Annotated in this window: 21 protein-coding genes and 1 tRNA gene; 7 read left to right on the plus strand and 15 right to left on the minus strand. The window is 51.1% G+C overall.

What is annotated here, in order from left to right:
* The first annotated feature begins 168 nt into the window (after positions 1-168).
* On the plus strand, positions 169-1,611 hold the full coding sequence (locus CLV60_RS10950) for an MFS transporter (protein ID WP_106595398.1): 1,443 nt from the start codon (positions 169-171) through the stop codon (positions 1,609-1,611).
* Here CLV60_RS10950 and CLV60_RS10955 read toward each other — a convergent pair.
* Positions 1,565-1,882: a winged helix-turn-helix transcriptional regulator gene (locus CLV60_RS10955; RefSeq protein WP_106595399.1), complete on the minus strand. Its 318-nt coding sequence runs from the start codon at positions 1,880-1,882 to the stop codon at positions 1,565-1,567. The genes CLV60_RS10950 and CLV60_RS10955 overlap by 47 nt on opposite strands.
* A 96-nt stretch (positions 1,883-1,978) precedes the next feature.
* Between CLV60_RS10955 and CLV60_RS10960 the strand changes: the two genes are divergently transcribed.
* Entirely contained in the window at positions 1,979-2,422 is a 444-nt protein-coding gene (locus CLV60_RS10960) for a nuclear transport factor 2 family protein (protein WP_106595400.1), read from the plus strand.
* 9 nt (positions 2,423-2,431) lie between these two features.
* On the opposite strand, the gene CLV60_RS10965 is transcribed toward CLV60_RS10960, so the two are convergent.
* Genes CLV60_RS10965 through CLV60_RS10975 form a run of 3 tightly spaced genes read right to left on the minus strand, consistent with a single transcriptional unit; the run spans position 2,432 to position 6,517 of the window.
* On the minus strand, positions 2,432-3,271 hold the full coding sequence (locus CLV60_RS10965; protein WP_106595401.1) for an alpha/beta hydrolase: 840 nt from the start codon (positions 3,269-3,271) through the stop codon (positions 2,432-2,434).
* A gap of 5 nt (positions 3,272-3,276) precedes the next feature.
* Entirely contained in the window at positions 3,277-5,142 is a 1,866-nt protein-coding gene (locus CLV60_RS10970; protein ID WP_106595402.1) for an arylsulfatase, read from the minus strand.
* A gap of 58 nt (positions 5,143-5,200) precedes the next feature.
* Positions 5,201-6,517, minus strand: a complete 1,317-nt coding sequence (locus CLV60_RS10975; RefSeq protein WP_106595403.1) for a hypothetical protein — start codon at positions 6,515-6,517, stop codon at positions 5,201-5,203.
* A gap of 207 nt (positions 6,518-6,724) precedes the next feature.
* On the opposite strand from CLV60_RS10975, the gene CLV60_RS10980 reads away from it, so the two are divergent.
* Positions 6,725-7,765, plus strand: coding sequence for a ligand-binding sensor domain-containing protein (locus CLV60_RS10980; protein WP_106595404.1), 1,041 nt, complete (start codon positions 6,725-6,727; stop codon positions 7,763-7,765).
* A 22-nt stretch (positions 7,766-7,787) separates the two neighbouring features.
* Here the strand turns inward: CLV60_RS10980 and metQ are convergent, their stop codons facing one another.
* From metQ to metN, 3 genes are read right to left on the minus strand one after another with little or no spacing between them, the layout of a single operon-like run.
* On the minus strand, positions 7,788-8,606 hold the full coding sequence (metQ, locus tag CLV60_RS10985) for a methionine ABC transporter substrate-binding lipoprotein MetQ (RefSeq protein ID WP_106595405.1): 819 nt from the start codon (positions 8,604-8,606) through the stop codon (positions 7,788-7,790).
* A gap of 22 nt (positions 8,607-8,628) precedes the next feature.
* Positions 8,629-9,282 carry a methionine ABC transporter permease MetI gene (metI, locus tag CLV60_RS10990; RefSeq protein WP_106595406.1) on the minus strand — a complete coding sequence of 218 codons (654 nt, stop codon included), beginning with the start codon at positions 9,280-9,282 and terminating at the stop codon, positions 8,629-8,631.
* Entirely contained in the window at positions 9,275-10,306 is a 1,032-nt protein-coding gene (gene metN, locus CLV60_RS10995; protein ID WP_106595407.1) for a methionine ABC transporter ATP-binding protein MetN, read from the minus strand. The genes metI and metN overlap by 8 nt, the downstream gene beginning before the upstream one ends.
* 172 nt (positions 10,307-10,478) lie before the next feature.
* Here metN and CLV60_RS11000 point away from each other — a divergent pair, with 172 nt between their 5' ends.
* Together CLV60_RS11000 and CLV60_RS11005 are read left to right on the plus strand one after the other, a co-directional pair.
* Positions 10,479-11,036, plus strand: coding sequence for an AAA family ATPase (locus CLV60_RS11000; protein WP_106595408.1), 558 nt, complete (start codon positions 10,479-10,481; stop codon positions 11,034-11,036).
* A gap of 32 nt (positions 11,037-11,068) precedes the next feature.
* Entirely contained in the window at positions 11,069-12,631 is a 1,563-nt protein-coding gene (locus CLV60_RS11005; protein WP_229210913.1) for a MutS-related protein, read from the plus strand.
* 61 nt (positions 12,632-12,692) lie between these two features.
* On the opposite strand, the gene CLV60_RS11010 is transcribed toward CLV60_RS11005, so the two are convergent.
* Positions 12,693-12,765 (minus strand) — tRNA-Thr (locus CLV60_RS11010).
* A gap of 112 nt (positions 12,766-12,877) precedes the next feature.
* A complete protein-coding gene (locus tag CLV60_RS11015) occupies positions 12,878-14,782 on the minus strand; it encodes a DUF349 domain-containing protein (RefSeq protein WP_106595409.1) in 1,905 nt (634 codons plus the stop codon).
* Positions 14,783-14,889: 107 nt separating this feature from the next.
* Here CLV60_RS11015 and pdxH point away from each other — a divergent pair, with 107 nt between their 5' ends.
* Positions 14,890-15,528 (plus strand): pyridoxamine 5'-phosphate oxidase, encoded by a 639-nt coding sequence (gene pdxH, locus CLV60_RS11020; protein ID WP_106595410.1) that lies wholly within the window; start codon positions 14,890-14,892, stop codon positions 15,526-15,528.
* Between the two features lie 174 nt (positions 15,529-15,702).
* Here pdxH and CLV60_RS11025 read toward each other — a convergent pair whose 3' ends face one another.
* The 6 genes from CLV60_RS11025 to CLV60_RS11050 all read right to left on the minus strand — a co-directional run bounded on the left by CLV60_RS11025 (position 15,703) and on the right by CLV60_RS11050 (position 21,364).
* The gene (locus CLV60_RS11025; RefSeq protein WP_106595476.1) at positions 15,703-16,989 is read right to left on the minus strand and encodes a citrate synthase; all 1,287 of its coding nucleotides are present in this window, start codon (positions 16,987-16,989) and stop codon (positions 15,703-15,705) included.
* Between the two features lie 311 nt (positions 16,990-17,300).
* Entirely contained in the window at positions 17,301-17,756 is a 456-nt protein-coding gene (locus tag CLV60_RS11030) for a hypothetical protein (protein ID WP_106595411.1), read from the minus strand.
* A gap of 32 nt (positions 17,757-17,788) precedes the next feature.
* Positions 17,789-18,751: a tRNA (adenosine(37)-N6)-dimethylallyltransferase MiaA gene (gene miaA, locus CLV60_RS11035; RefSeq protein ID WP_106595412.1), complete on the minus strand. Its 963-nt coding sequence runs from the start codon at positions 18,749-18,751 to the stop codon at positions 17,789-17,791.
* Positions 18,741-19,655, minus strand: a complete 915-nt coding sequence (locus CLV60_RS11040) for a hypothetical protein (RefSeq protein WP_229210914.1) — start codon at positions 19,653-19,655, stop codon at positions 18,741-18,743. The genes miaA and CLV60_RS11040 overlap by 11 nt, the downstream gene beginning before the upstream one ends.
* A gap of 102 nt (positions 19,656-19,757) precedes the next feature.
* Positions 19,758-20,363, minus strand: a complete 606-nt coding sequence (locus CLV60_RS11045) for an outer membrane beta-barrel protein (RefSeq protein WP_106595414.1) — start codon at positions 20,361-20,363, stop codon at positions 19,758-19,760.
* A 125-nt stretch (positions 20,364-20,488) separates the two neighbouring features.
* Positions 20,489-21,364, minus strand: a complete 876-nt coding sequence (locus CLV60_RS11050) for a methylated-DNA--[protein]-cysteine S-methyltransferase (protein ID WP_106595415.1) — start codon at positions 21,362-21,364, stop codon at positions 20,489-20,491.
* Between the two features lie 169 nt (positions 21,365-21,533).
* Here CLV60_RS11050 and CLV60_RS11055 point away from each other — a divergent pair, with 169 nt between their 5' ends.
* A complete protein-coding gene (locus CLV60_RS11055; RefSeq protein WP_106595416.1) occupies positions 21,534-21,833 on the plus strand; it encodes a hypothetical protein in 300 nt (99 codons plus the stop codon).
* Positions 21,834-21,867 lie beyond the last annotated feature (34 nt).

Consider the following 21,867-nt stretch of genomic DNA (forward strand, 5'->3'; position numbering starts at 1 on the left):
AGCATCAGAATCTTCATCTGTAATCGACTGATCTGCAATAATAGTATCGTTCGCCATACCTGGTATCGTCTTATAAACTACTTGATTACGAGCGTTGGCAGCCTGAATTTTGGCTGCAATTGAATGCGAACCGATCGTTTCGGAACGCCCTGATCATCCAACAACGCAATGAACATACAAATTTCAAAATGGCTCTTGCTAGCCATTATTTCATCATCGGTATTCCTGTCCGTGATGGACATTTTTATCGTCAACGTGGCTATTCCGCACATTAAAACGGGCATTCACGGCACCGACAGCGATATCCAGCTCGTGATCGCGCTTTACCTGCTGGGTTATGCGACGTTTTTGGTAACAGGCGGCAGGGCCGGGGATTACTACGGTAAAAAGAGGGTGTTTGCGGCGGCGATGCTGTTGTTTGTGGTTACTTCGGCAGCATGCGGGTTTGCACAAACCCCGTGGCAACTGAATGCGGCGCGTTTCTTCCAGGGAGTCAGCGCGGCGTGGATGATTCCGCAGGGGATTACCTACATCCAGGAGCTGTTTCGGGGTGGCCGGGAGCGGGTTAAAGCCCTGGGTATTTACGGAAGCGTAGCGGGAAGCGCCTCGGTGATCGGTCAGTTTCTGGGAGGCCTCCTGCCCGAAACGAACGGGTTCCTGGAAGGCTGGCGGCTCATTTTTCTCATTAACCTACCCATCGGCTTACTGGTGCTACCCATGGCGCTGATGTTTTTGCCTCCCGACCAGCGCAGGAAAGGAGCGGGGTTCGATCACTCGGGTGTGCTCTTGCTCACGGGCGCGCTCGTGTCCATAATATACCCGCTCATACGCGGGCGGGAGCTGAATTGGCCGTTGTGGTGCATCGCAATGCTCATTACAGGCGGTGTTTTGCTGGCCCTTTTCGTCACCGACCAAAAACAAAAGCAGCTAAGAGGCCGGTTGCCGCTGCTGGACGTCCGGCTATTCGGTTTCCGCGATTTTAACATCGGGATGGCAGTTGTCCTGTTCTATTTCATGGTCCAGGACTCCTATTTCCTGATCAACGTAATGCTGCTTGAAACAGGGCTCGGATTCAGTTCCGCCGAAACAGGTATGCTCTTTGTATTTCAAGGAGTTGGTTATGTGATCGCTTCGTTGGTTTCGTTGCGGCTCGTCCCGCTGTTTGGCAAGAAAGTATTGCAGGCTGGCGTACTGATTATGATTATCACCCTGGCTTTGCACATCGCCGTCCTGAATGGCCCCGATGTTGATCGGCAGCTTCTTTACCCGATCCTTTTCGCCTACGGCACAGGTTGCGGCTCGGTACTGCCCTCGCTGCTGGCCGTTGGACTGAAAAACATTCCCATAGAACTCGCGGGAGCCGCTTCCGGCACTTTTTCAACCTTTCAGCAAACCGCGATTGCACTGGGCATTGGCGTAATAGGAGGGATTTTCTTTTCCAGTCTCGGTCCGTTGCCGGATGTAGCGGCATACATTTCGGCATACCGCATGGCTACCGTTACCAATATCGGATTGCTGGGGCTGGTTGGGTTCTTTTTGTGGCTGTTGCCGGGAGATGAACCGCTCAGATCGCCTGCCGATGCCGCTTGCCCCATTCAATCATCGAACTGATCACCGGGTCGAACGACCGGCAGTAGTCCGTCACTTCATATTCCATTCCGACAAAGCCTTCGGGGTGTGGTTTACGGATGATGATTTTGTTCATTTCGAGTTCGCGGAGCTCGCGCGTCAGTGTGCGGGAAGTAATGCCCGGAATGTACTTTTTAATCTGATTGAAACGCAGGTTACCCTGGCTAAGTGCCAGCATAATAGGCAGCTTCCATTTACCGCTCATGACGTGCAGGGTATCGCGGAGGTATTTCAGGTCGTCGGCTTCCGGCATTTGTTGAGGATTTGAAGATGCGCAAAGGTATCATGCAGGATACCGTTCGACAAGGCTGTGCATTGCGTCGGTATCATTGTTGGAAAAAACAATCGGATGAGCACAACAGATTCAAAATTAAGCATTGAAAACAATCCTGCCGCGTACATCGCGATACAGCAGCTGGTACAAAGGTATACCGATGTAATCAACCTCCGCAATTGGAAAGAGTTGTCTGAAATATTTGGCATTGATGCCGTCTGGAAGGCACCAAGTCCGATTAATCTGCAATTTGCCGGGCTCGAAGCGATCCTTGAGGGCATTCCCGCAAGCGTTGCCAAAACGGAATACCTGATCCAGTTTGCCACGGGTGTCATCATCGAATTACAAAGTGACACACAGGCAACCGTACGCTCACACCTGGCCGAATTCGGGCGTTTTAAGGATAGCGGCGAAAAACTGGAAGCCGTCGGCATTTTCAGGGATATTATGGTAAAACAAAATGGCGTCTGGAAGTTTCAGGAACGGGTATTCGAGCTACGGTTTCCAACGAGGGTGTAGTGCCAATACTCACAGTGTCGGCTCTCCTTGAATGTAGCCAAGCGATTTCAGGAAAACGTCTGTATCGCGCAGCGTCCTGGTAAACCATTCGCCGCGGTTGAAAAAGCCGTGCGGCTGCTCAGGGTAAAGGATCAGGTCGCCGCGGCTGCCGACTTCGGCCAGTTTCGCTTTGTAGGCCCCGGCAGTGGCTACCAACACCAGCTTGTCTTTCGTACCCAGCATGATTAGCGTAGGTGCAGCGCCTTTGCGGATGTTGTGATAGGGCGAAATTTCTGTAAAGCGGGCACCGACGCGGTCGTAGCCATATTCGCCCGGACCGTTGTTGAATACCGGGTTGAAAAGTACCAATGCATTGGGCCGGGAGCTGATCGACAGGTTTTCCGTCGGTTCATCGAGCTTCGTCAAATCGGTAGCCGCCGCCACATGCCCGCCTGCTGATCCCCCTGCCGCAACGATGCGGTCGGGATCAATGCCCAGCTCGTCGGCGTGCGAGCGCACATACCGGATTGCCGATTTGCCATCTGCTACGGCCTCAAACGGCGTGGTATGGTGTCTGGATTGGACGCGGTAGTCGGCAAGGATGGTCACCATTCCTCGTGATGCCAGGTAAATCGCTTGTTTTTGAAACTGCCCGATGTTCCCGTTGATCCAGCCGCCCCCGAAAAAGAAGACAATGGCGGGGTATCTGTTTCCCGAATCGAAGCCGGCCGGTTTGAAAACCCGCAGTGTGAGGCTCAGGGTATCCATTTTTTTATAAACGAATGCCTGTGGAATGGTGTCCTGGCCGGTCTGGGCGCGCAAATGGCCCAGACCGAACAATAGGAACAGAAAAGTGAGTCTTATATGCATGGTCGCTACTTGCCGGCCGCCGGCTGTTGCTGTTGTGTTGGTTGTGGCAGGCGGCGTTTCAACACGTCGTCCCAGGTGATGTAAGGATAAATATTGTACTTTTTAGCCTGTTCCTCAAAAAGTGCTTTCAGCTCTTCCAGTTTTTTCGGATTCTTTTTCGCGAGGTCGATGCGCTCGTTGAAATCCTCGTTCAGGTTGTAAAGCTGCCAGTCGTTGTTGTCCGGATTGGCCACGCTGATCGCACTTACGAGATTACCCGTCGCTGCCGACGTCGGTTTGTAGGCAAATGCCGCCTTCCAGCCGTCGTGGTAGATAGACCGGGATCCGAAAATGTAATAGTACTGCGTTTTGTGGCGTGAAGCAGCCCGGGCGTCATGTAGTGAATAAGCCAGCGACGTGCCTTGGATCGTGTCCTGTTTAATACCCCTGATCACTTCGGGCGCTTTGATGCCCGCAATCTCGAGCGTTGTCGGCAGGAGGTCTATCACATGCCCGTACTGCGTGCGGATACTGCCTTTGTCGGTAATGCCTTTGGGATAGAATGCGATCAGCGGGTTACGGGTACCCCCTTCCGAATGCGCGTCCTGTTTCCAGTATTTGAACGGCGTGTTGGCTGCTTGCGCCCAACCGAGCGGATAGTTGGCGTTGGTACCTTCCGGCGTGCCGATCAGTTCTATTTGCGCGAGGTTGTTTTTGACCTGTTCCGCTTCCGAAAGCGGAGCTGCAATGGCCGCTGCCGAAGAGCGGGTAATTACGCCGCCCAATGCCCCTTCCTTGCTGGCCCCGTTATCGCCGATCACGACCAGAATGAGCGTATTATCCAGCTGGTTGATCTTTTTGAGATGATTTACAATCCTGCCTACTTCATGATCGGTGTAGGTCAGGTAGCCGGCGTACACTTCCATGAAACGCGCGTACAGCTTCTTTTCGTCGGCCGAGAGGCTCGCCCAGGCGCGGATGTTCGGGTTACGCTCGGGCAGGATCACGTTGGCTGGGATAATGCCTTGTTTCTTCTGTTGGGCAAATACTTTTTCGCGGAATTCGTCCCAGCCGCCGTCGAACTGGCCTTTGTATTGGTCGCTCCACTCCCTCGCCACCTGGTGAGGGGCATGCGTCGCTCCTGGCGCATAGTAGAGGAAAAAAGGCTTGTCGGGAGCCGCTTTTTTCTGGCGGTCGATGAAGCTGATCGCCTTGTCGGTAATCTGATCGTTGAGGTGACGGCCGTCAGGCGTTACATGCGCATTGTCCTCCACGAGGTCGGGCTTGTACTGATCGGTTTGTGAGCCGAGGAACCCGAAGAAGTGGTCGAAACCCTTGCCTGACGGCCAGCGATCGAACGGACCGGCGTCGGAAGCATCCTGGTCGGGCGTAAGGCCGTATTTCCCGACCGCGAAAGTGTTGTAACCTGCCTCACGCAGGATTTCGGCGATGGTACCCTTGTCGGAAGGAATGCGGCCGTCCCAGCCCGGAAAGCCGAACGACGACCACGTATGCGAGAACCCGCCTTCGTGCACCGAATGCTGATTACGGCCGGTCAGCAGCGCCGCGCGGGTAGGGGCGCATATAGCGGCCGTGTGGAAATTGGTGTAACGAAGCCCGTTGTTGGCCAGGCTGTCGAAAGTAGGCGTGCGGATCACCCCGCCGAATGTGCTCGTAGCCCCGAAACCGACGTCGTCGAGCAACACCCATACCACGTTGGGAGCGCCCGCCGGCGCTTTTACCGGGTTCGTCCAGACTTCCTTCGATTCAGCCAGCGTTTTGCCGACGGTGCCCGTGAAGGGCTGCTGCTGCTGTGTAATGTTTTGTGCATTAGTGCGGGCGGCCAGGCCGGATGCCAGCAGCGCCGCAAGAAGTAATTTTTGGGAATGCATATACAAAAAATGTTTGATTGAAAGTGGTGTGGAGTTTGACCAAGCCGGTGGCGGCAGGTTACCCGTCGGTTTTCCTTTTCTCTTCGAGCGGATACTTTTTGTTTACTTTGTTCAAAACCACGAACAGGGAATCGCTCCGCTCGTTCACGCCGCGCAATATGTACCGGCCCGGCGCGGGCTGCTCGTAATGAAGCGTGATATGTGCCGCCGTATCGACCCGGTTGTGCAAATGGAATACCTTGTTGACCGTATCTGCTTTATAGCCATAATAATAGCGGCCGATATTGCCGTAGTATTCGGTCGTCCGCACCGCATTACGCGTATCGAGTTGGAAGTTCTTGTTCACCTTAATGCTGATGGTGTTGAATTTCTCGAAGATCACATTCTCCCACCGGACCGAATCGGTAGGAGAGGGGGTGAGGAGCCGGTTGTTCAGGCGGAATTCGGAGACCTTGTAAAGGCCGGTGGCGGACGCCAGCCCGTCGTCGAGCGGGAGCTTGAACGACTTCCCGCTTGCATAGAGTTTTCCGTAGCTAAAACCCCTGAACAGCACGAAAAAGAATATGAAACCGTATTTGAATGCGATCCGGAGACGGTTCGGCCATTCATTGCGGAAATGGAGAGCAGGCACGAATGTGAGCGCCACAGCGCGGTGTTCGATCAGGATCTGGTAGAATTTGCGACTGTCGCGGACGAGGAGCAGCAGCGATAATGCGAGCAAATGCAGGCTGGTAAGCTCCACCCCGGCATCATAACCGATATTTACAAACCAGATCGGCAGCAGGATCGCCACCATCATCAGCGCACCCAGGGTGGTCGTACGGCGGAAAAGCAGTAGTACCGTCGCTACCAGTTCAAAAATGCCCGCAAATACTTCGAAAAATGGGGAAACCCCCGTGGTAAGCCAGTAGAGCTTGCCCGGGGTGAAGTCGCCCAGGTTGGTATTGAGCTGGCTGAGGGTGGGGAAAGGCATTTGCACGGGAAATACCTTCGCCCAGGCAAACCACGACATCCGGAGGATGATTCCGTACCGGGCTGCGACGTAAAACCAGTAATACAGCTTTTCAAAATCCTTACGCCGCCGGTCGAGCAGGTTCCAGCCGAATCCAGCGACAAGGCAAACCAATATCGTGACGAACCAGCCTGTGTAGTTTTTGCCTTCCTGGCTGGCAAAGAACCACGGATTGTTTTGTGAAACCACATCCAGCCAGCGAAAGGGGGAGGCATTCACATTAAAACCGGCATCGAAATCCTGCCGGTAAAACTCGGGGTTGAACGGAATCGTACTGATCACCGCGTAAATCAGTGCGGCGCGTAGGAGAATTTTTTCATACGGCTTCCATGCGGAGGCCAGTGCTTCGGTAGAGCTGGACATAAGTAAAATAGGTAATTGCGCCGCAAATTAGCCATTTTGAATATTAGTCAATTTAATCTATAAAATAAATAGATTAATATTTTGGAACATTACCACTAACGCCTTCGGCAGCTTTAACATTTCATTAACTTTCTTTTACAAATCGTTTGAAAAAGCAGGACACAAAAACTTGTAGGTTTGTAAAAATCCCTGATAACCAATAAAGAAATGAAGAAATGCTTACGCTTGCTCGTATTGCTGCTGGCTGTTTCCAGCACCTGGTGTGAGGCGCAGAATGCGCCGAAAGAGGTCGCGAAGCCCGATACTATGGGTATCATCAGCGCACACGGTCCCCAGGGGATCACGCGCAACATCATACAGGACCGAAAAGGCAACATCTGGATTGCTGCATTTGACGGGATCTTTCGGTATGACGGGAAATCGTTCACCAATATCACTGCCAAAGTCAGTTCGGCCCGCTTCTTTTCCGTTTTGGAGGACAGAAAGGGTAATTTTTGGTTCGGTACGATTGGTTCAGGAGTTTATTACTACAACCCTGAACAGGCAGCTGGTGAAGCGTTTCAGCACTTTACAACAGCGGAGGGCCTTGTCGACGATAGGGTTCCCCATATTTATGAAGATAAGGGCGGCAATATCTGGTTCGGTACGTTGAAGGGCGTAAGCCGCTATGATGGGAAACAGTTTCGGAATTACAGGGCGAATTGGGGGCCGTCTTTCACGAGTCTGGAAACGGGCGAACTTCCGCCCGACGACCATGACGATGTTAATTCGATCGTCGAGGATAAAAGTGGAAAATTCTGGGTTGGGACGAGGGGGAATGCCCGCGTTTACGATGGGAAAGTATCATCGCTCCTGGTCCATGGCGGGCATACGTTTACAAATGTCCGTACGATTATCGAAGATAGTAAGGGTAATGTCTGGCTAGCGGGGCGGGATGGACTTTGGCGTTACGACGGCATTACATTTACCCAATTTACGGATGATTTTGTGGGGTATGTCCACGAAGACCGGATGGGAAACATTTGGACGAGCTCAGAAGATGCCGTAAGCGGGAAATGGGGCATTTCCAGGTACGATAAAAAGGTTTTGCACGACAAAAAGCCAACTGCCACCAAAATACCTTCAGAATATGCAATGAATGAACGCATGACTTTCGGAATTCTGGAGGCTAATGACGGGAGTATCTGGTTCGGTTCTTTGGACGGTGTGTATCGTTACGACGGCAAAACGATTAAGGGTTTTAAGTGAGAGGATTTACAGTACTTACCGCTTACCACCCCTTGATGGCTCCGCCCTGAAATATCCGCGCGGCGGCTTCTTCCACTTCTTTGGACTGATATGCTTTCACATATTTTTTTACTTTTTCCTCATTTTTGTTGTCCTCCCGTGCCACAATAAGGTTTACATACGGCGAGTCCTTGTCTTCGATGAGCAGGCCGTCGCGGGTGGAAATGAGGCCGGCCTTGCCTGCGAAGTTGTTGTTGATGATCGCCAGGGTTACGTTTGCGTCGTCGAGGGTGGGGGGAAGCTGCGGGGCTTCGAGTTCCAGAATTTTGAGGTTTTTGGGATTTTCGGTGATGTCGATCACCTTGGGGAGCAGACCAACCCCTTCTTTTAGCTTAATCAGGCCATATTTTTGGAGCAGCAGCAACGAGCGACCGCCATTGGTGGGGTCGTTGGGGACAACCACCGTGCTACCGGGTTGGAGCGCTGTGAGGCTTTTGATCTTTTTGGAATATCCGGCGATGGGGTAAACAAACGTATTTCCGACGACAGCGAGCTTGTAGCCGCGCTGTTTTACCTGCTCATCGAGGTAAGGCTTGTGTTGAAATGCATTCACATCTACATCGCCGTGGCTCAATGCTTCGTTGGGTACCACGTAGTCGTTGAATGTGATGAGTTCGACATCCAGCCCGTACTTTTCCTTGGCCACTTTCTGCGCTACCTGCGCGACTTCGAGCTCGGGGCCGACGGCAATGCCGACTTTAATGTGGTTGGGGTCGTTATCCGAAGCCGCTTTTTTGTTGCAGCCAGTCATTAATGCAGCGCCGAGGCCGAGCAGTAGGAGCAGGTTTTTAGGATGATTCATTTTATAGCTGTTTTTAAATTAATTACCGGTGATCTACCCGCTTGGAGAGCATGTCGCCCAGAAACTGGATCACGAAAACCAATGCAATCAGCAGTAGAAGCACAATGTTCATGATTACCGCGTCGTAGCCGATGTAGCCATATTGGTAGCCGATCTGGCCCAGCCCGCCTGCGCCCACTGCGCCACCCATGGCCGAGTAGCCCACCAGCGTGATGAGCGTGATCGAGGCGACGTTGATCAGCGAGGGTAATGCTTCGGGAAGCAGCACTTTGTACACGATCTGAAATGGTGTTGCCCCCATGGCCCTTGCGGCCTCTATCAGCCCTCCGGGTACTTCTATCAGGCTGTTTTCAACCATCCGGGCAATGAAAGGGGCGGCTCCGATGCTCAGTGGCACCAGCGCGGCGCCCATGCCGATGGACGTGCCTACAAGCGCCCTCGTGAACGGAATCATCCACACGATGAGGATAATGAAGGGGATCGCCCTGAAAATATTGATCACAACCGAGATCGCGCTATTCAAAACCCGGTTTTCCAACACCTGTCCCTGGCGTGTCAGGAAGAGGACAATGCCGGTAGGGAGACCGAGGATAAAACCGAAAATGCCGGATGTAATGGTCATGAAGATCGTTTCTCCCAGTCCGGCGGCCAGGAGTGATACTACCGGATCAGACATACCCCAATAATTCAACTTTAATGTGATGGTAAATGAAAAAATCGATGGCCTTCTGGTAGTTGCCGGTGCGGCCGGAAAGTGCAACGAGCACCACGCCGAAATTTTTGTCGCCCACGTGGTCCATTTGCGCGCTGATGATCTTGGTGTCGATCTCGAAAAGCCTTGCTGCCTGGGAGAGCAGGGGCTGGTCGGCGGTATCGCCGGTAAGACGCAGCCGGAGCAGCGGCGACATGCCGCCCTCATTGATCGCAGTTACCCGTTGCCGGTAATGCTCGGGGATTTCCACGTGCAGCGACGCGCTGATGAACGACCGGGCCAGCTCGGTTTTAGGATTGGAAAATACCGTGTTCACAGGCCCTTTTTCCACCAGTTTACCCTGGCTGATCACCGCCACATCATGGCAAATGGATTTCACCACATTCATTTCATGCGTAATGAGCAGAATGGTAATGTGGAGCCTGCGGTTAATGTCTTTGAGCAATCGGAGAATCGAAGCGGTAGTACCCGGATCGAGCGCGCTTGTGGCCTCGTCGCAAAGCAAAACTTTGGGACTGCTGGCCAGCGTCCGAGCAATGGCTACGCGCTGCTTTTGCCCGCCCGAAAGACTTGCAGGATAATCCCCCGCTTTTTCCTCCAAGCCTACCAGCCGCAAAAGCTCCGTTACCCGCTCACGGACCTCGTGTTTTGGTTTACGATCCAGTTCGAGCGGGAATGCGACATTCTCGAAAACCGTACGGGATGACAGCAGGTTGAAATGCTGGAAGATCATACCTATCTGACGCCTTTCGAGCGCCAGTTCGCGGTCGGGTAGGGTGGTGAGGTTTTTTCCGTCGATGTACACTTCACCGCTGGTGGGTTTTTCCAGCAGGTTCACGCAGCGGATGAGCGTGCTTTTGCCTGCACCTGACGTGCCGATCACGCCAAAAATCTTCCCACGCTCCACTTTCAGCGAGACGCCGGCCAGTGCGGTCACTTCCCGGTCCTTTTGTTTGAAAATCTTGGTAACGTTCTTTAATTCGATCATGAGTCAAGCCGGCCATTCCTTATTCGGTTTGCAATTTAATCTATAAAGTCTATGGATTAATATATTTCTTTTAAAAAATGCAGCACTGCACGCTTGGCTGCCGTCCGGTGCGGGTGATTTACCTTCGACATAACTTTTTGGATACTTTGCTGCCGATTGTATATTATTGATTATGAAAATCCATATCATGGGCGCTTCCTGCGCGGGCTCGACAACGTTGGGAAATGCGCTGTCGGCGACGTTAAAAATGCCGTATTTCGATACCGATGACTTTTTCTGGGAGCGCTCGGACGTGCCTTATACCGTGCGCAGGGATGCACCTACGCGAAGCAGGATGCTGCAAGAGGCTGTTTCAAGGGTTGACGACTGCATTGTGGGCGGGTCGCTGATCAGTTGGGGAGACGCATGGCTGTCGGTGTTCGACTTAGTGGTCTTTCTCTATGTCCCGAAGGAGATTCGAATGCAGCGCCTCGTGAAGCGCGAAATAGAACGGTACGGCGAGATTATTTACACCGACCCGGTACGAAGTCACCTCTTCCGGGAATTTTATGACTGGGCGTCGAAATACGATGATCGGGATTTCACCGGTCGCAACGTGGGGATCCACGAGCAATGGCTCGGGAAGGTTTCGTGCCGGGTAGTGGAGATTCGCGGGGATACTACGGTGACTGAGCGGGTAGCGAAGGTGGCGGCGATGATGGACGAATCGGAGAAGCCACTCAGGCTTTGAACAATTTTATTAATCGAAATCAAACGAAGCGCTTGGAAAAGGACACAGTACCCAACCTAAAAACCGGTAATTTCAATTTCAGTCAGATAGAGCGGTATTTTCTCACGGCGCCGGCCAACGATGATTTTCAGATTGTCTCTGACCGTACATTCTCGGATCTCGATCTGGAAGATGTTTTCAAATTCATTGATCGTACTTATTCCTGCGTGGGACAGCAGTATTTGTATCATTTGCTGAGAACGATTCCCCGGGACCGGGCGCGCGTACATGCGCTTGAAACCACCATTGATATTTTTAGGAAAAATGCGGCATTTCGGCAATTGGCGGCCGACGAGCTGAGCAAATTGCACAAGAGGGATGCTTACTACATTTCTTCCTTGTTCTATGGTCAGCACATCGCAGAACCGAAGTGGTTGTTGCTGATCAAAATACTATCCGGGGTTAGCCTGGCTGCAACGGCTCTGTCTTTCTTCTTTCCCAAATTGCTGCTATTGCTGCTATTGCTTTTTCCTGTCAACATGGGCATCCATTATTGGAACAAAAACAATTTGTACCAATACAGCAGTTCGATTCCGCAGATGCTGACCATGGTTGAACTCGCACACCGGCTTTTATCCATTCCGGAATTTGCCGTTTCCGAGCGCGTCCGAAAATCGGTTGATTCGTTACGGAGCACAGGTTTGAAAATGTCGATCTTCAAAATGGAGGCCCGGCTGCAAAGTGAGATAGGCCAGATTGTCGATTACCTGCTCGAATTGGTGAAAGCATTGTTCCTGGTGGAGCCCATTTTGCTTTTCAGTTCGCTCAGGACGCTCAAAGCAAAACGGCAGGACATTAATCAGGTCTTTCACTTCGCGGCTGAGGCCGATGCAGCATTGTCTATTCTTGCATTGCGGGCGAGTATCCCGCATCATTGCCGGATGGACACCGATTTGCGAACGGAAGGGATTAGCGCCAAGGGAATGTATCACCCGCTGATTTGGGACAGTGTTTCAAACGACATTGTCCTGAGAGGCCAGTGCGCGTTGCTGACAGGTTCGAATATGTCCGGTAAAACGACTTTCGTACGAACAGTAGGCATTAATGCCATCCTGGGGCAGACGATCAATACTTGCTTTGCCAATGAGTTTGCGATGCCTGTAATGAAAGTTCAGTCGGCGATCCGGATATCGGATGATTTGCTGGATGGCAAAAGCTATTACCTGGAAGAGGTGATTACAATCAAAAACCTGGTTGAAGAAAGTGCCGCCGGCGAGCGCAGCCTCATTCTGCTCGACGAGCTGTTTAAGGGTACGAATTCGGTTGAGCGTATTGCAATCGGGAAATCCGTGCTCAGCTATCTGGCCAGGCAGGGCAATCTCGTGTTTGTAGCCACGCACGACCGCGAATTGGCCGACTACCTAAGCGGCGCCTATGCCCTTTTTCATTTCACGGAAATCGTAGAAAACGAAACGATCCATTTCGACTACAAAATTAAGCCGGGCAAACTGGCAACTACCAATGCAATCCGGATTCTGGACCTGAATAAGTTTCCTGCGGAAATTGTGGATGAGGCGATGAAATTGTCGTCGGAGCTGGCGGGCAGGGGACGGTGAGGTTTCGTGAAGGTATTAAAGCAAAAAACACTTAGCAAAATTGCTAAGTGTTTTTGTTAAGAGCCCCCAGTCGGGATCGAACCAACGACCTACTGATTACAAGTCAGTTGCTCTACCAGCTGAGCTATGGAGGCCTTTTTTCTTTGTGATACCGTTTGTTATTCCGTTATCATGGTGCAAAAGTAGTCGAGCGGGATATACAATGCAACCTTTTCAAAGTAAATTTTTCAACTTTTTTTTCAGGTTTTAGATAGCCTCCTGAATAATAGTGAGTTGGTGTTTCAACTCATTCAGCTGGCTTACCGCATTGCTGATCTTTCTTTCGAATTCTGCTTTCAAACGATCCGAAGTTTTCGATTTCGCGAAGAATTCGATGTTATTCTGCCAAAGTGCAATGTCGTTTTCAAGCTGCGTGATCTTGCGGCGGATGTCGTTTTCCTTACGGTAAAGGTTGCGGCTGCTTTCACCGTCGCGCACCAGTTCCACTTCGCTTTCGAGTACGGCTTGTTCCTTCTCTTTGGTCGAGAGCTGGCCGATGGCGCTTACGTAGGTGTTAATGGCTGCGATATAGCGTTTCTGAATGGCCTGCATGTCCTTCTTGGGTACAAACCCTATTGACGACCATTCCGACTTGAATGCGCTCAGTAAATTGAGCGAAGATTCGTCCTTGTCCTTCGCTGCCGCCTCGATGCGCTCGATCAGGTCGGTTTTCAGTTTCAGGTTGTTTTCGAATTCTTCTTCCACTTCGCGGTTTTTGGCGCGCTTCTGGTCGAAATACGCGTCGCACGCCTTTTTGAAGCGATCGTAAATCGTGTCCTTGAATTTCTCCGGAACCTGGCCGATGCCCTTCCACTTCTTTTGCAGCTCGATTACCTTCTGCGTGGTGGATGGATTGTCTTCGCCGGTTGATAATACGGCTTCCGCTTCTTCGCAGAGCTGGTTTTTCAGGTCCAGGTTTTGCTCGCGCTTGGCTTCCAGTTGGCGGAAGAATTCGCCTTTGTTGTTGAAAAACGTTTTCAGCGCAGCCCAGAACTTTTTGCTAAGCTCTTTGCCTTCCTCGCGCGGCATAATGCCTTTCAGGGCTACCCATTGGTCCTGGAAAGCCATAATGTCCTTCGTTTTGGCATTCCATTCCTTAATGCTGCCCGAATTGTAGCTGGTGAACGGAACAATCGCTTCGTAGATTTTCAGCTTTTGTTCGTAGTTCTCCTGCATGGATTTCTTCTGCTCGGCGAACTGGCCGCGTTGTGCATCATAAAGCACGTCGAGTGCCTCTTTGAAGCGCTGCCACAGTTTTTCCTGGTCTTCTTTCGGAGCAGGGCCGAGGTGTTTGTATTCCTCGAAAATATGGTTGGCGTCATTGAGAATTTCACGCGTCATCGGGCGACTTTCCAGCGATTTACCCAGTTCCTCGACTTTCTCGCACAACTCTGCTTTCAGTTCCGCATTACGGCGGCGGTCGAGTTCTTTGAGTTCGAAATAGATATTCCGGTTGCTGAAATAGCGGTCGATCAACGCATTGTACGTTGCCCAAAGCGTACCGTTATGCGGTGACGCAACGTTACCTGCGGCTTTCCATTCTTCCTGGATCTTCTTGAATTCCTCCCAGCTCGATTTCAACCCGGTTGCATCCGTTTCGCGCGTACCTTCCTCGTCCACGAGCGCACGCAGGCGACCGAGCAGCGCGGTTTTTACGTTGAAATTCTTCTCTTTTTCCTTCTCCTGGCTTTGGTAGAAGGCATTTTTAAGACCACGGATTTCACGGCTCAGCGAGTCGATTTTCTGCGTATCGCCGTCGTATTTATATTCAAATCCATCTTCGCCGCCTGTTTCTTCGACAAACGTTTTCAGCGCAGCTTCACGGTCTTTGTGTTTGATCTGATCGAGCACCGTACGTACCCCCCTGGCGACAGCTTCTGCCTTTTTCAGCTGAGCGGCAGTAGCGGCTTCGGCACGAATGCCTGCCAGTTCGTTTTCCAATAAGTTAACCAGTTGTTCCTTAGATAATTGGCTGTAATCCACATCAGGCGTCTCTTCCTCGTGCTCCTCCGTCAACTCATTGTTAAGATCAATTTCAAGGGTATCAATCGTTTTGGGTGCCAGGTCGTCCTGCTCTTCGCTTTTGACCCCTTCTTGTTGTTCTTGTGCCATCGTGATGCTTGTTTCGTACGTACGGTCTCTTATAGATTACAAATCTAATAATCTTTCCTCTGAAATGGCTACTTTTGGCATCCCAACATTGAACATATTAGTATCCAATGGATCATAACATTGCAAATATCCGTTACGATTATCAGCTCAAAGGGCTATTGGAAGCCGACCTCGATCCTGATCCGCTGAAACAGTTCAGGTTATGGTTTAACGACGTGCGTGAGGCCGACATCAGTGAAGCGAATGCAATGCTGCTCAGCACGGTTTACGAAGGCCGCCCAACTGGCCGGATTGTGCTCCTGAAAGACCTCGACAGCCGAGGCTTTTCATTCTTCACGAATTATGACAGTAAAAAAGGCCGCGAGATGGAAGCAAACCCGCAGGTAGCGCTCACGTTTTTCTGGAAAGAGCTTGAAAGACAGGTTCGTATCGAAGGAAGGATCGAGAAAACTTCCGAAGAGGAGTCGAGTGAATACTTTGCCGTGCGGCCCCGTGGCAGCCAGATCGGCGCCTGGGCATCGCACCAGAGTGATGTGATCCCGAACCGCGAATTCCTGGAAGAAAAGACGGAGGAGTTGAAGGTTCGTTTTGAAGGCCAGCCGGTGCCCCGTCCGCCGCACTGGGGCGGTTACCGGGTGGTGCCTGATTACATCGAATTCTGGCAGGGGAGACCCAGTCGTCTGCACGACCGGTTGGCGTATACGAAGATCGATGGCGGGTGGAAAATTGAGCGACTTTCGCCTTGATCAATTTTGACCGGGTCGCCGGAGCAATGATTGAATGACTGAATGATTGAATGAGTTTATATAGAATGCAAAAGGCCCTTCGGATTTTCCGATGGGCCTTTACTTTGAATGATCGAGAGACATATTTAGTCATTCAATCATTCGGTCATCGCTCCGGCGACCCGGTCAAAATTATTATTTCCTCTCGCTCATCGGAACGAAATCCCGCTTAGGCGCTCCGGTGTAGATCTGACGCGGACGGCCGATTGGCTCTTTGTTCACACGCATTTCTTTCCATTGTGCGATCCATCCTGGCAGACGGCCGATCGCGAACATTACCGTAAACATATTGGTTGGAATACCCAATGCGCGGTAAATGATACCTGAGTAGAAATCCACGTTCGGGTAAAGCTTGCGTTGTACGAAGTAATCGTCTTCCAAAGCCGCTTTTTCGAGTTTCTGAGCGATCTCGAGAACCGGATCATTGATGCCGAGTTTGTTGAGCACGTCGTCCGCAGCCTTTTTGATAATGCGGGCACGCGGGTCGAAGTTTTTGTAAACGCGGTGGCCGAAACCGAACAAACGGAAACCGCTGCTCTTGTCTTTGGCCATATTGATGTATTTCTGCGTATCACCGCCGTCGGCTTTGATCGCTTCCAGCATTTCGATCACTTCCTGGTTGGCACCGCCGTGGAGTGGGCCCCACAATGCGCTGATACCCGAAGAAATGGAAGAGAAAATGTTGGCATGTGACGATCCTACCAGTCTCACGGTCGAAGTAGAGCAGTTTTGCTCGTGGTCGGCGTGAAGGATCAGCAGTTTATTCAATGCCGCCGAAACAACCGGATCCACATTGTATTTCGCTACGGGTAGCGAGAACATCATGTTCAGGAAGTTCGAGCAGTAATCGAGTTCGTTTTGTGGGTAATTTACCGGGTGGCCCTGCGATTTTTTGTACGACCAGGTTGCGATCGTAGGCAATTTCGCGAGCAGGCGGATGATATGCAATTGCGTTTCCGCTTCCGAATTTTGAGCGTTGGCGTCCGGGTAGAAAGCGCTCATCGCACTTACCAGCGATGATAGCACGCCCATCGGGTGCGCATTCACCGGGAAGCCTTCGAAAATCTTGCGCATATCCTCATTCACGAGTGTATGCGTACGGATTTCATGTTCAAATTCAGCGAATTGTTTTTCAGTAGGAAGCTCTCCGTAAATGAGCAGGTATGCTACCTCGAGGAAAGAAGATTTTTCGGCCAGGTCCTCGATCGAGTAACCTCTGTAATTCAGAACGCCTTCTTCTCCGTCGAGAAATGTAATGGCGCTTTTGGTCGCACCGGTATTCTTGTAACCTGGATCAATCGTAATATACCCTGTCTGGTCGCGTAATTTGGAAATATCTATCGCCTTTTCCTGCTCACTTCCTTCAATTATCGGGAACTCGTACTTTTTACCATCAAGGGTCAATTCAGCTATTTGGGACATAGAAATAAGAATAAAATTAAAAGGGTTAATGAACAGGCAGGCCAATCGGTCAATTCAAGCCAAAGTTTTTCGTTAACAGCGATTTACTTACCCAACAAGTTAATTTTGTGTTAAATGGCTTCGGGTTTAACCATTTCCCGGTCCGACACAAGCCGCAATATCCTAAAAAACCGCGTACTTTCTATTATTATCCGTGGTTTATTTGTGAAAATTCAAGACGGAAACAATAATATTTCACAATTTGAAGGATTTATGAGAATATTCTACTGTCTTGTGCCATTTGGACAACAATTTATGGTCTTATAGCCCCACTACACCACCCCTGAGCCACTTTTTCCCTCTGTTAAGGCATCGTTAACCGGTTCTTTGACCAGTATTCGTTTGATGAGATACCTCAGGTTCAACCCTGCCAGGATGACCGGCAACAAATGCGCCCCGTAAATGAACGACTTACCTGTGATCCGGTAGGAAAATGACGAAAAAGTGACAAATACGTACATGAACCAGAACAACGCAACGCCCGTCAGGACGAGATAGCTGAAAATAGCCGTCTTCTTTTGCGTGAACCGGTAAACCAGCTCACAAACCGCCAGCGATACACCGACGACGATCATGACCGTGAGCAGCGCTCTTGGGAAATTGCGGATATAATGATGCTTGTACACCAATACGCCTATTTTTCCGATCAGATTCGGATGCGCGAGGAGGTATGCATCCGTTACACTCAGTACCAGCAGCAATAACAAGCTGCTCCATTTGCGATTCATTACTTAACGACGTTTTTTTGGTTGGTTTACACTTACATAGTACCAGCATTGCCGCTTTTAAATTCCCGGTAATGCGCAATTATGAATTGGATTTTCTCGCTTTCGGACCATTCATCGGCTATCCAGTTGATTTTCAGTCCATCCTTTTCCATTTTCCTGAAAAAAGTCATCTGGCGTTTGGCGAACCGGTGGATCTCGGTTTCGAGTTTGGAATGCATCTCTTCGAAGGTCATTGCGCCGGTCAGGTACAGGGTTACATATTTGTATTCCAAACCGTAGTAGATTAACGAATCAGGTGTAATTCCTTGATTTAAAAGATTTTGAACTTCTTCTATTAAACCCAGCTTTAACCTGATTGAGAGCCTTTTGCTGATGCGCTCCCGCCGCGTTTCCACGGGCGGGTTCAGGCCGAAAATCACTGCCGGATAGGCAATGGACTCTGTGCCGAAGTCTATGGACGTTTCACTATGTTCGTTCAGGTAAGCGGCTATTTCCAATGCGCGGATGAGCCTTTTGCGCGTGGAAATATCGGCCAGGGCATGGTAACGGGAATCGGAGGCCTGAAACCTGGCGGTCAGCTGCCCGGTGGAAAGTAAATCCAGCTCCTTCCGCAGCGCCTCATTCACTGGCACCGTATCGTTGGCATGGCCTTTCAGCAATGCATATAGATAGAAGCCCGTTCCACCGCAAACGATCGGAAGGCGTTCGTTGGTGCGTATTTGTTGGTATGAATCCGCGAAGTCATGCTGGAAATCATTGACATTATATTTATCGCCGGCATCGCGGATGTTGATCAGGTGGTAGGGGACCGGGGCGCCGTTTACGATGTATTCTTCGAGGTCTTTGCCGGTCCCAATGTCCATTTGCCGGTATACCTGGCGTGAGTCGGCACTGAGGATTTCGCCGCCGATCTCGTGCGCTACCTGGGTAGCCAAACGTGTTTTGCCCGAAGCCGTTGGGCCCAGGATGATCAGTAGCGGGGTTTCAGGACTCATTTTCGTTGATTTTAATGTCCCTGACATATTTGATACTGCCCAAATTATATACTGTCAGATATTCAACCGGCAGTTGTCCGGCAGTGTGACCGGCTTTCTCGAGCGTACGCACACGCCGCATATGCGTAACGTCCACATAAGCCTCCCGTGGAGGCATGTTTCCTCTTTCCTCAAACCCGAGCCGCTTGTAGCTTCGGCCATCGGACCATTCAAGGTCAGCGTAGGTCATGATGTCGCCCGGAGACTTTTCGCGGATGAAGGCATTCAACAGCTTGTCCAGCGCACCTACCACATTCGTCCCCAGCAAGCTTGCGAACCGGATCAGCTCATGTGACCGGAAAGGGGAGCCGTTTTGTTCAAAAATGCGGGCGTTGCTGAAAGTAGCGACGGCCACCAGCAGTTCGTCTGCCGACGCGTCGAAAGCGAAATCGGTCGGCAATACGCGGTAATATCGTTTGGGCAGAAACAGGCCATACCGAAATTTCGACATTGTGCCGCCATTCAAATGATTGGCTTCCAGGAATCCCATTGTAGTTGCATTGTCGATCCTCCGCACGAGTGTCAGGCGGGCAGGAATCTTGGCCGATTTGCCCAGCATAGCCGCTAACCGCGATTGTACTACGCTTCTTCGGGACAGCCAGTAATCTTCCCAAATCACCACCGCCGGAACCCCTTCGCTGCGGATGGCTTCCAGGCGTTCTTTCAACGGGTTCAACAAGGTTTTGTGACCGGCTTTTTTCCAGGCCGCCAGATCCACCGGGATCACTTTCATAAACACCTGATCCCCAATAGCTACTTCCAGCACCGGCAGCATAAAATCCGGTTCCCGCGTTGCGTGGCACTGAAACGAGATGGAAGTCAGCCAGTTGTAAAGTTGTTCTGAAAATGATGTCGGTTCTGCCAAAGGGATGCTCGTAAATATGCGGGCAAGTTAATGCGGGATTCCAACACCACAAAAAAACGCGCCGGTGTGGCGCGTTTGCATTTTGAAATATTTTGCGGGAAGTTATTTACCGCCCAGCCCGAATATGATCCCGACGTTCACACCGCCGAATTTGGAGGTGGACTCAAAATCGATATTGTTGGGTGAGCCGGTTTCGGAATCGTGGTTTTTGTTGCCGAAAACAAAATGGTAAATCCCTTCTACCTGAATACCCAGGTTGCCGAATGCGAATACCAGACCGGCCCTGGGCGCCGCACCGAAGTTGCTGTGCTTGGACGATTCCAGCACGGTTTCGCCATTCCATTTCGCTTTGTATTTCGAAAAATACACCCCGGCGTCACCCCCTATGTAAGGGCGGATGGCACCGTCGGTAAAGAAGTAGTCCAGCGTACCGGTTACGGGGGTAAGCGTTCCGGTGGTGCTCAGCTTTTGTCCGGCCACGTTGTAGTCGCTGCCGTCGGCGTAAATCTTACCTGCGACACCAATCGCAAACTGCGGCGAGGCAAATACGCGGAGATTCACGCCACCACCTGCTACTGTCTTGGAGTCTTCCACGTTGGATTTGGCGATCCCGCCTTGTAAGCCGAGCGAAAACTGCGCGAAGCTGGCCGAAGTTGCCGTTACGATCAGGGCCATAATTGCCACCGACAAGATTAGTTTCTTTTTCATGCTGATTTTGGTTGATAGTTTGGAAACGATGCATCCATAATCAGTCCAACACGGAAAAATTGCATTGTACGGCTGCTATTAAATTGTCATACAATCCATTATAGTGACAATTTATTCTGAATGTACTATTTCAAAACGGCCTGGTTCTGTGCAAAATATTCCTCATCCTGACGGGCTGCCTCCCAACCGATGAGTGCCTTTTTGCGCAAGCTACCCCATCTGTACTCTCCCAGTATGCCTTCTTTACGGATCACCCGGTGACACGGGATAATGTAGGCAATCGGGTTGTCGCCAACCGCCGAACCAACAGCGCGGACCGCTTTCGGGTGGCCGATGCGCTCGGCGATTTGCTGGTAGGTAGTGACCGCGCCCTGCGGAATGCTAAGTAACGCTTCCCATACTTTCAGCTGGAAATTGGTGCCTTGCACGAGCAGCGGGAGCTTTTCGAGCGATTGTTGTGCGGGGTTAAAAATGCGCTGCACATAGCTGGCTGTCAGTTGCTGGTCCGGGCGGATGATAGCATAATGCCATTTGCGGGCTAGTTCGATGAGCTGGAAGTCCCGCGTGGCCTCGTCCACGAACGCCATGGCGCAAATACCCCGCTCGGTAGCGGCAATAAAGCAATCGCCGAAAGGTGTCTTGTGAAATCCGTAGCTGATAACCAGTCCTTTACCGGCGCTTTTGTATTCCTGCGGAGTAACGCCCTCGATCGAAATGAAATGGTCGTACACCCGGCTCTGACTCGAAAGACCGGCCGATTCGGCCAGTTCGGCAAGGTTGTTCGATTCCCGGATACGGTCTTTCAGATATCCTGCGGTAATGTATTGCAGGAACCGTTTTGGGCTTACGCCTGCCCACTCCGAAAACATGCGCTGGAAATGAAACCGGCTGATGCTGACTTCGTCGGCCACTTCGTTGAGCGTTGGCTGCTCTTTGGCGTTAGCCACGATGTACTCGATAGCCTTCGCGATTTTGTCGTAATTATAAGCTTGCTGGTCCATTGGATTTTTTAATTTGTTGATACAAATTTGGCCTGCGCCGCCCGCCTGGCCAACCCGAAACTTGCGTAACTATCTGCACCAGTCACTAAGCCGCGCTGGCACTGTTTATGTATGCCGGTATATATTCGCATCAGTTTTACACAGCCACATTAGCACGTTCCTTACAGCCATGAAATTACTTTTTGCCAGCGTTTTTACCATACTGATAGCCCATAGTACCTATTCGCAAAACTTCAAAGCAGAGCTCCGGAAGCTTAATGGACAGATTGAAGCAGCTTACAAAAGCAGGAAGCTGACCGCTAATGAGTATGCGAAACTAAAAAAGGAACGCAATGCCATTGAATTGGCGATCGACAAGGCGCTAGCCGACGACATCCTTACGCCGGATGAAAAGAACAGGATCCATTCAAAAATCGTCCGCTCGCGGAAGCGGCTTTCCAAATACAAGACGAATCGAGAGATTTATTAAAAGCGAAATGGCTCCTGCATTGCATTGCGGGAGC

The sequence above is a fragment of the Dyadobacter jiangsuensis genome (assembly GCF_003014695.1).
Taxonomy (GTDB): domain Bacteria; phylum Bacteroidota; class Bacteroidia; order Cytophagales; family Spirosomataceae; genus Dyadobacter; species Dyadobacter jiangsuensis.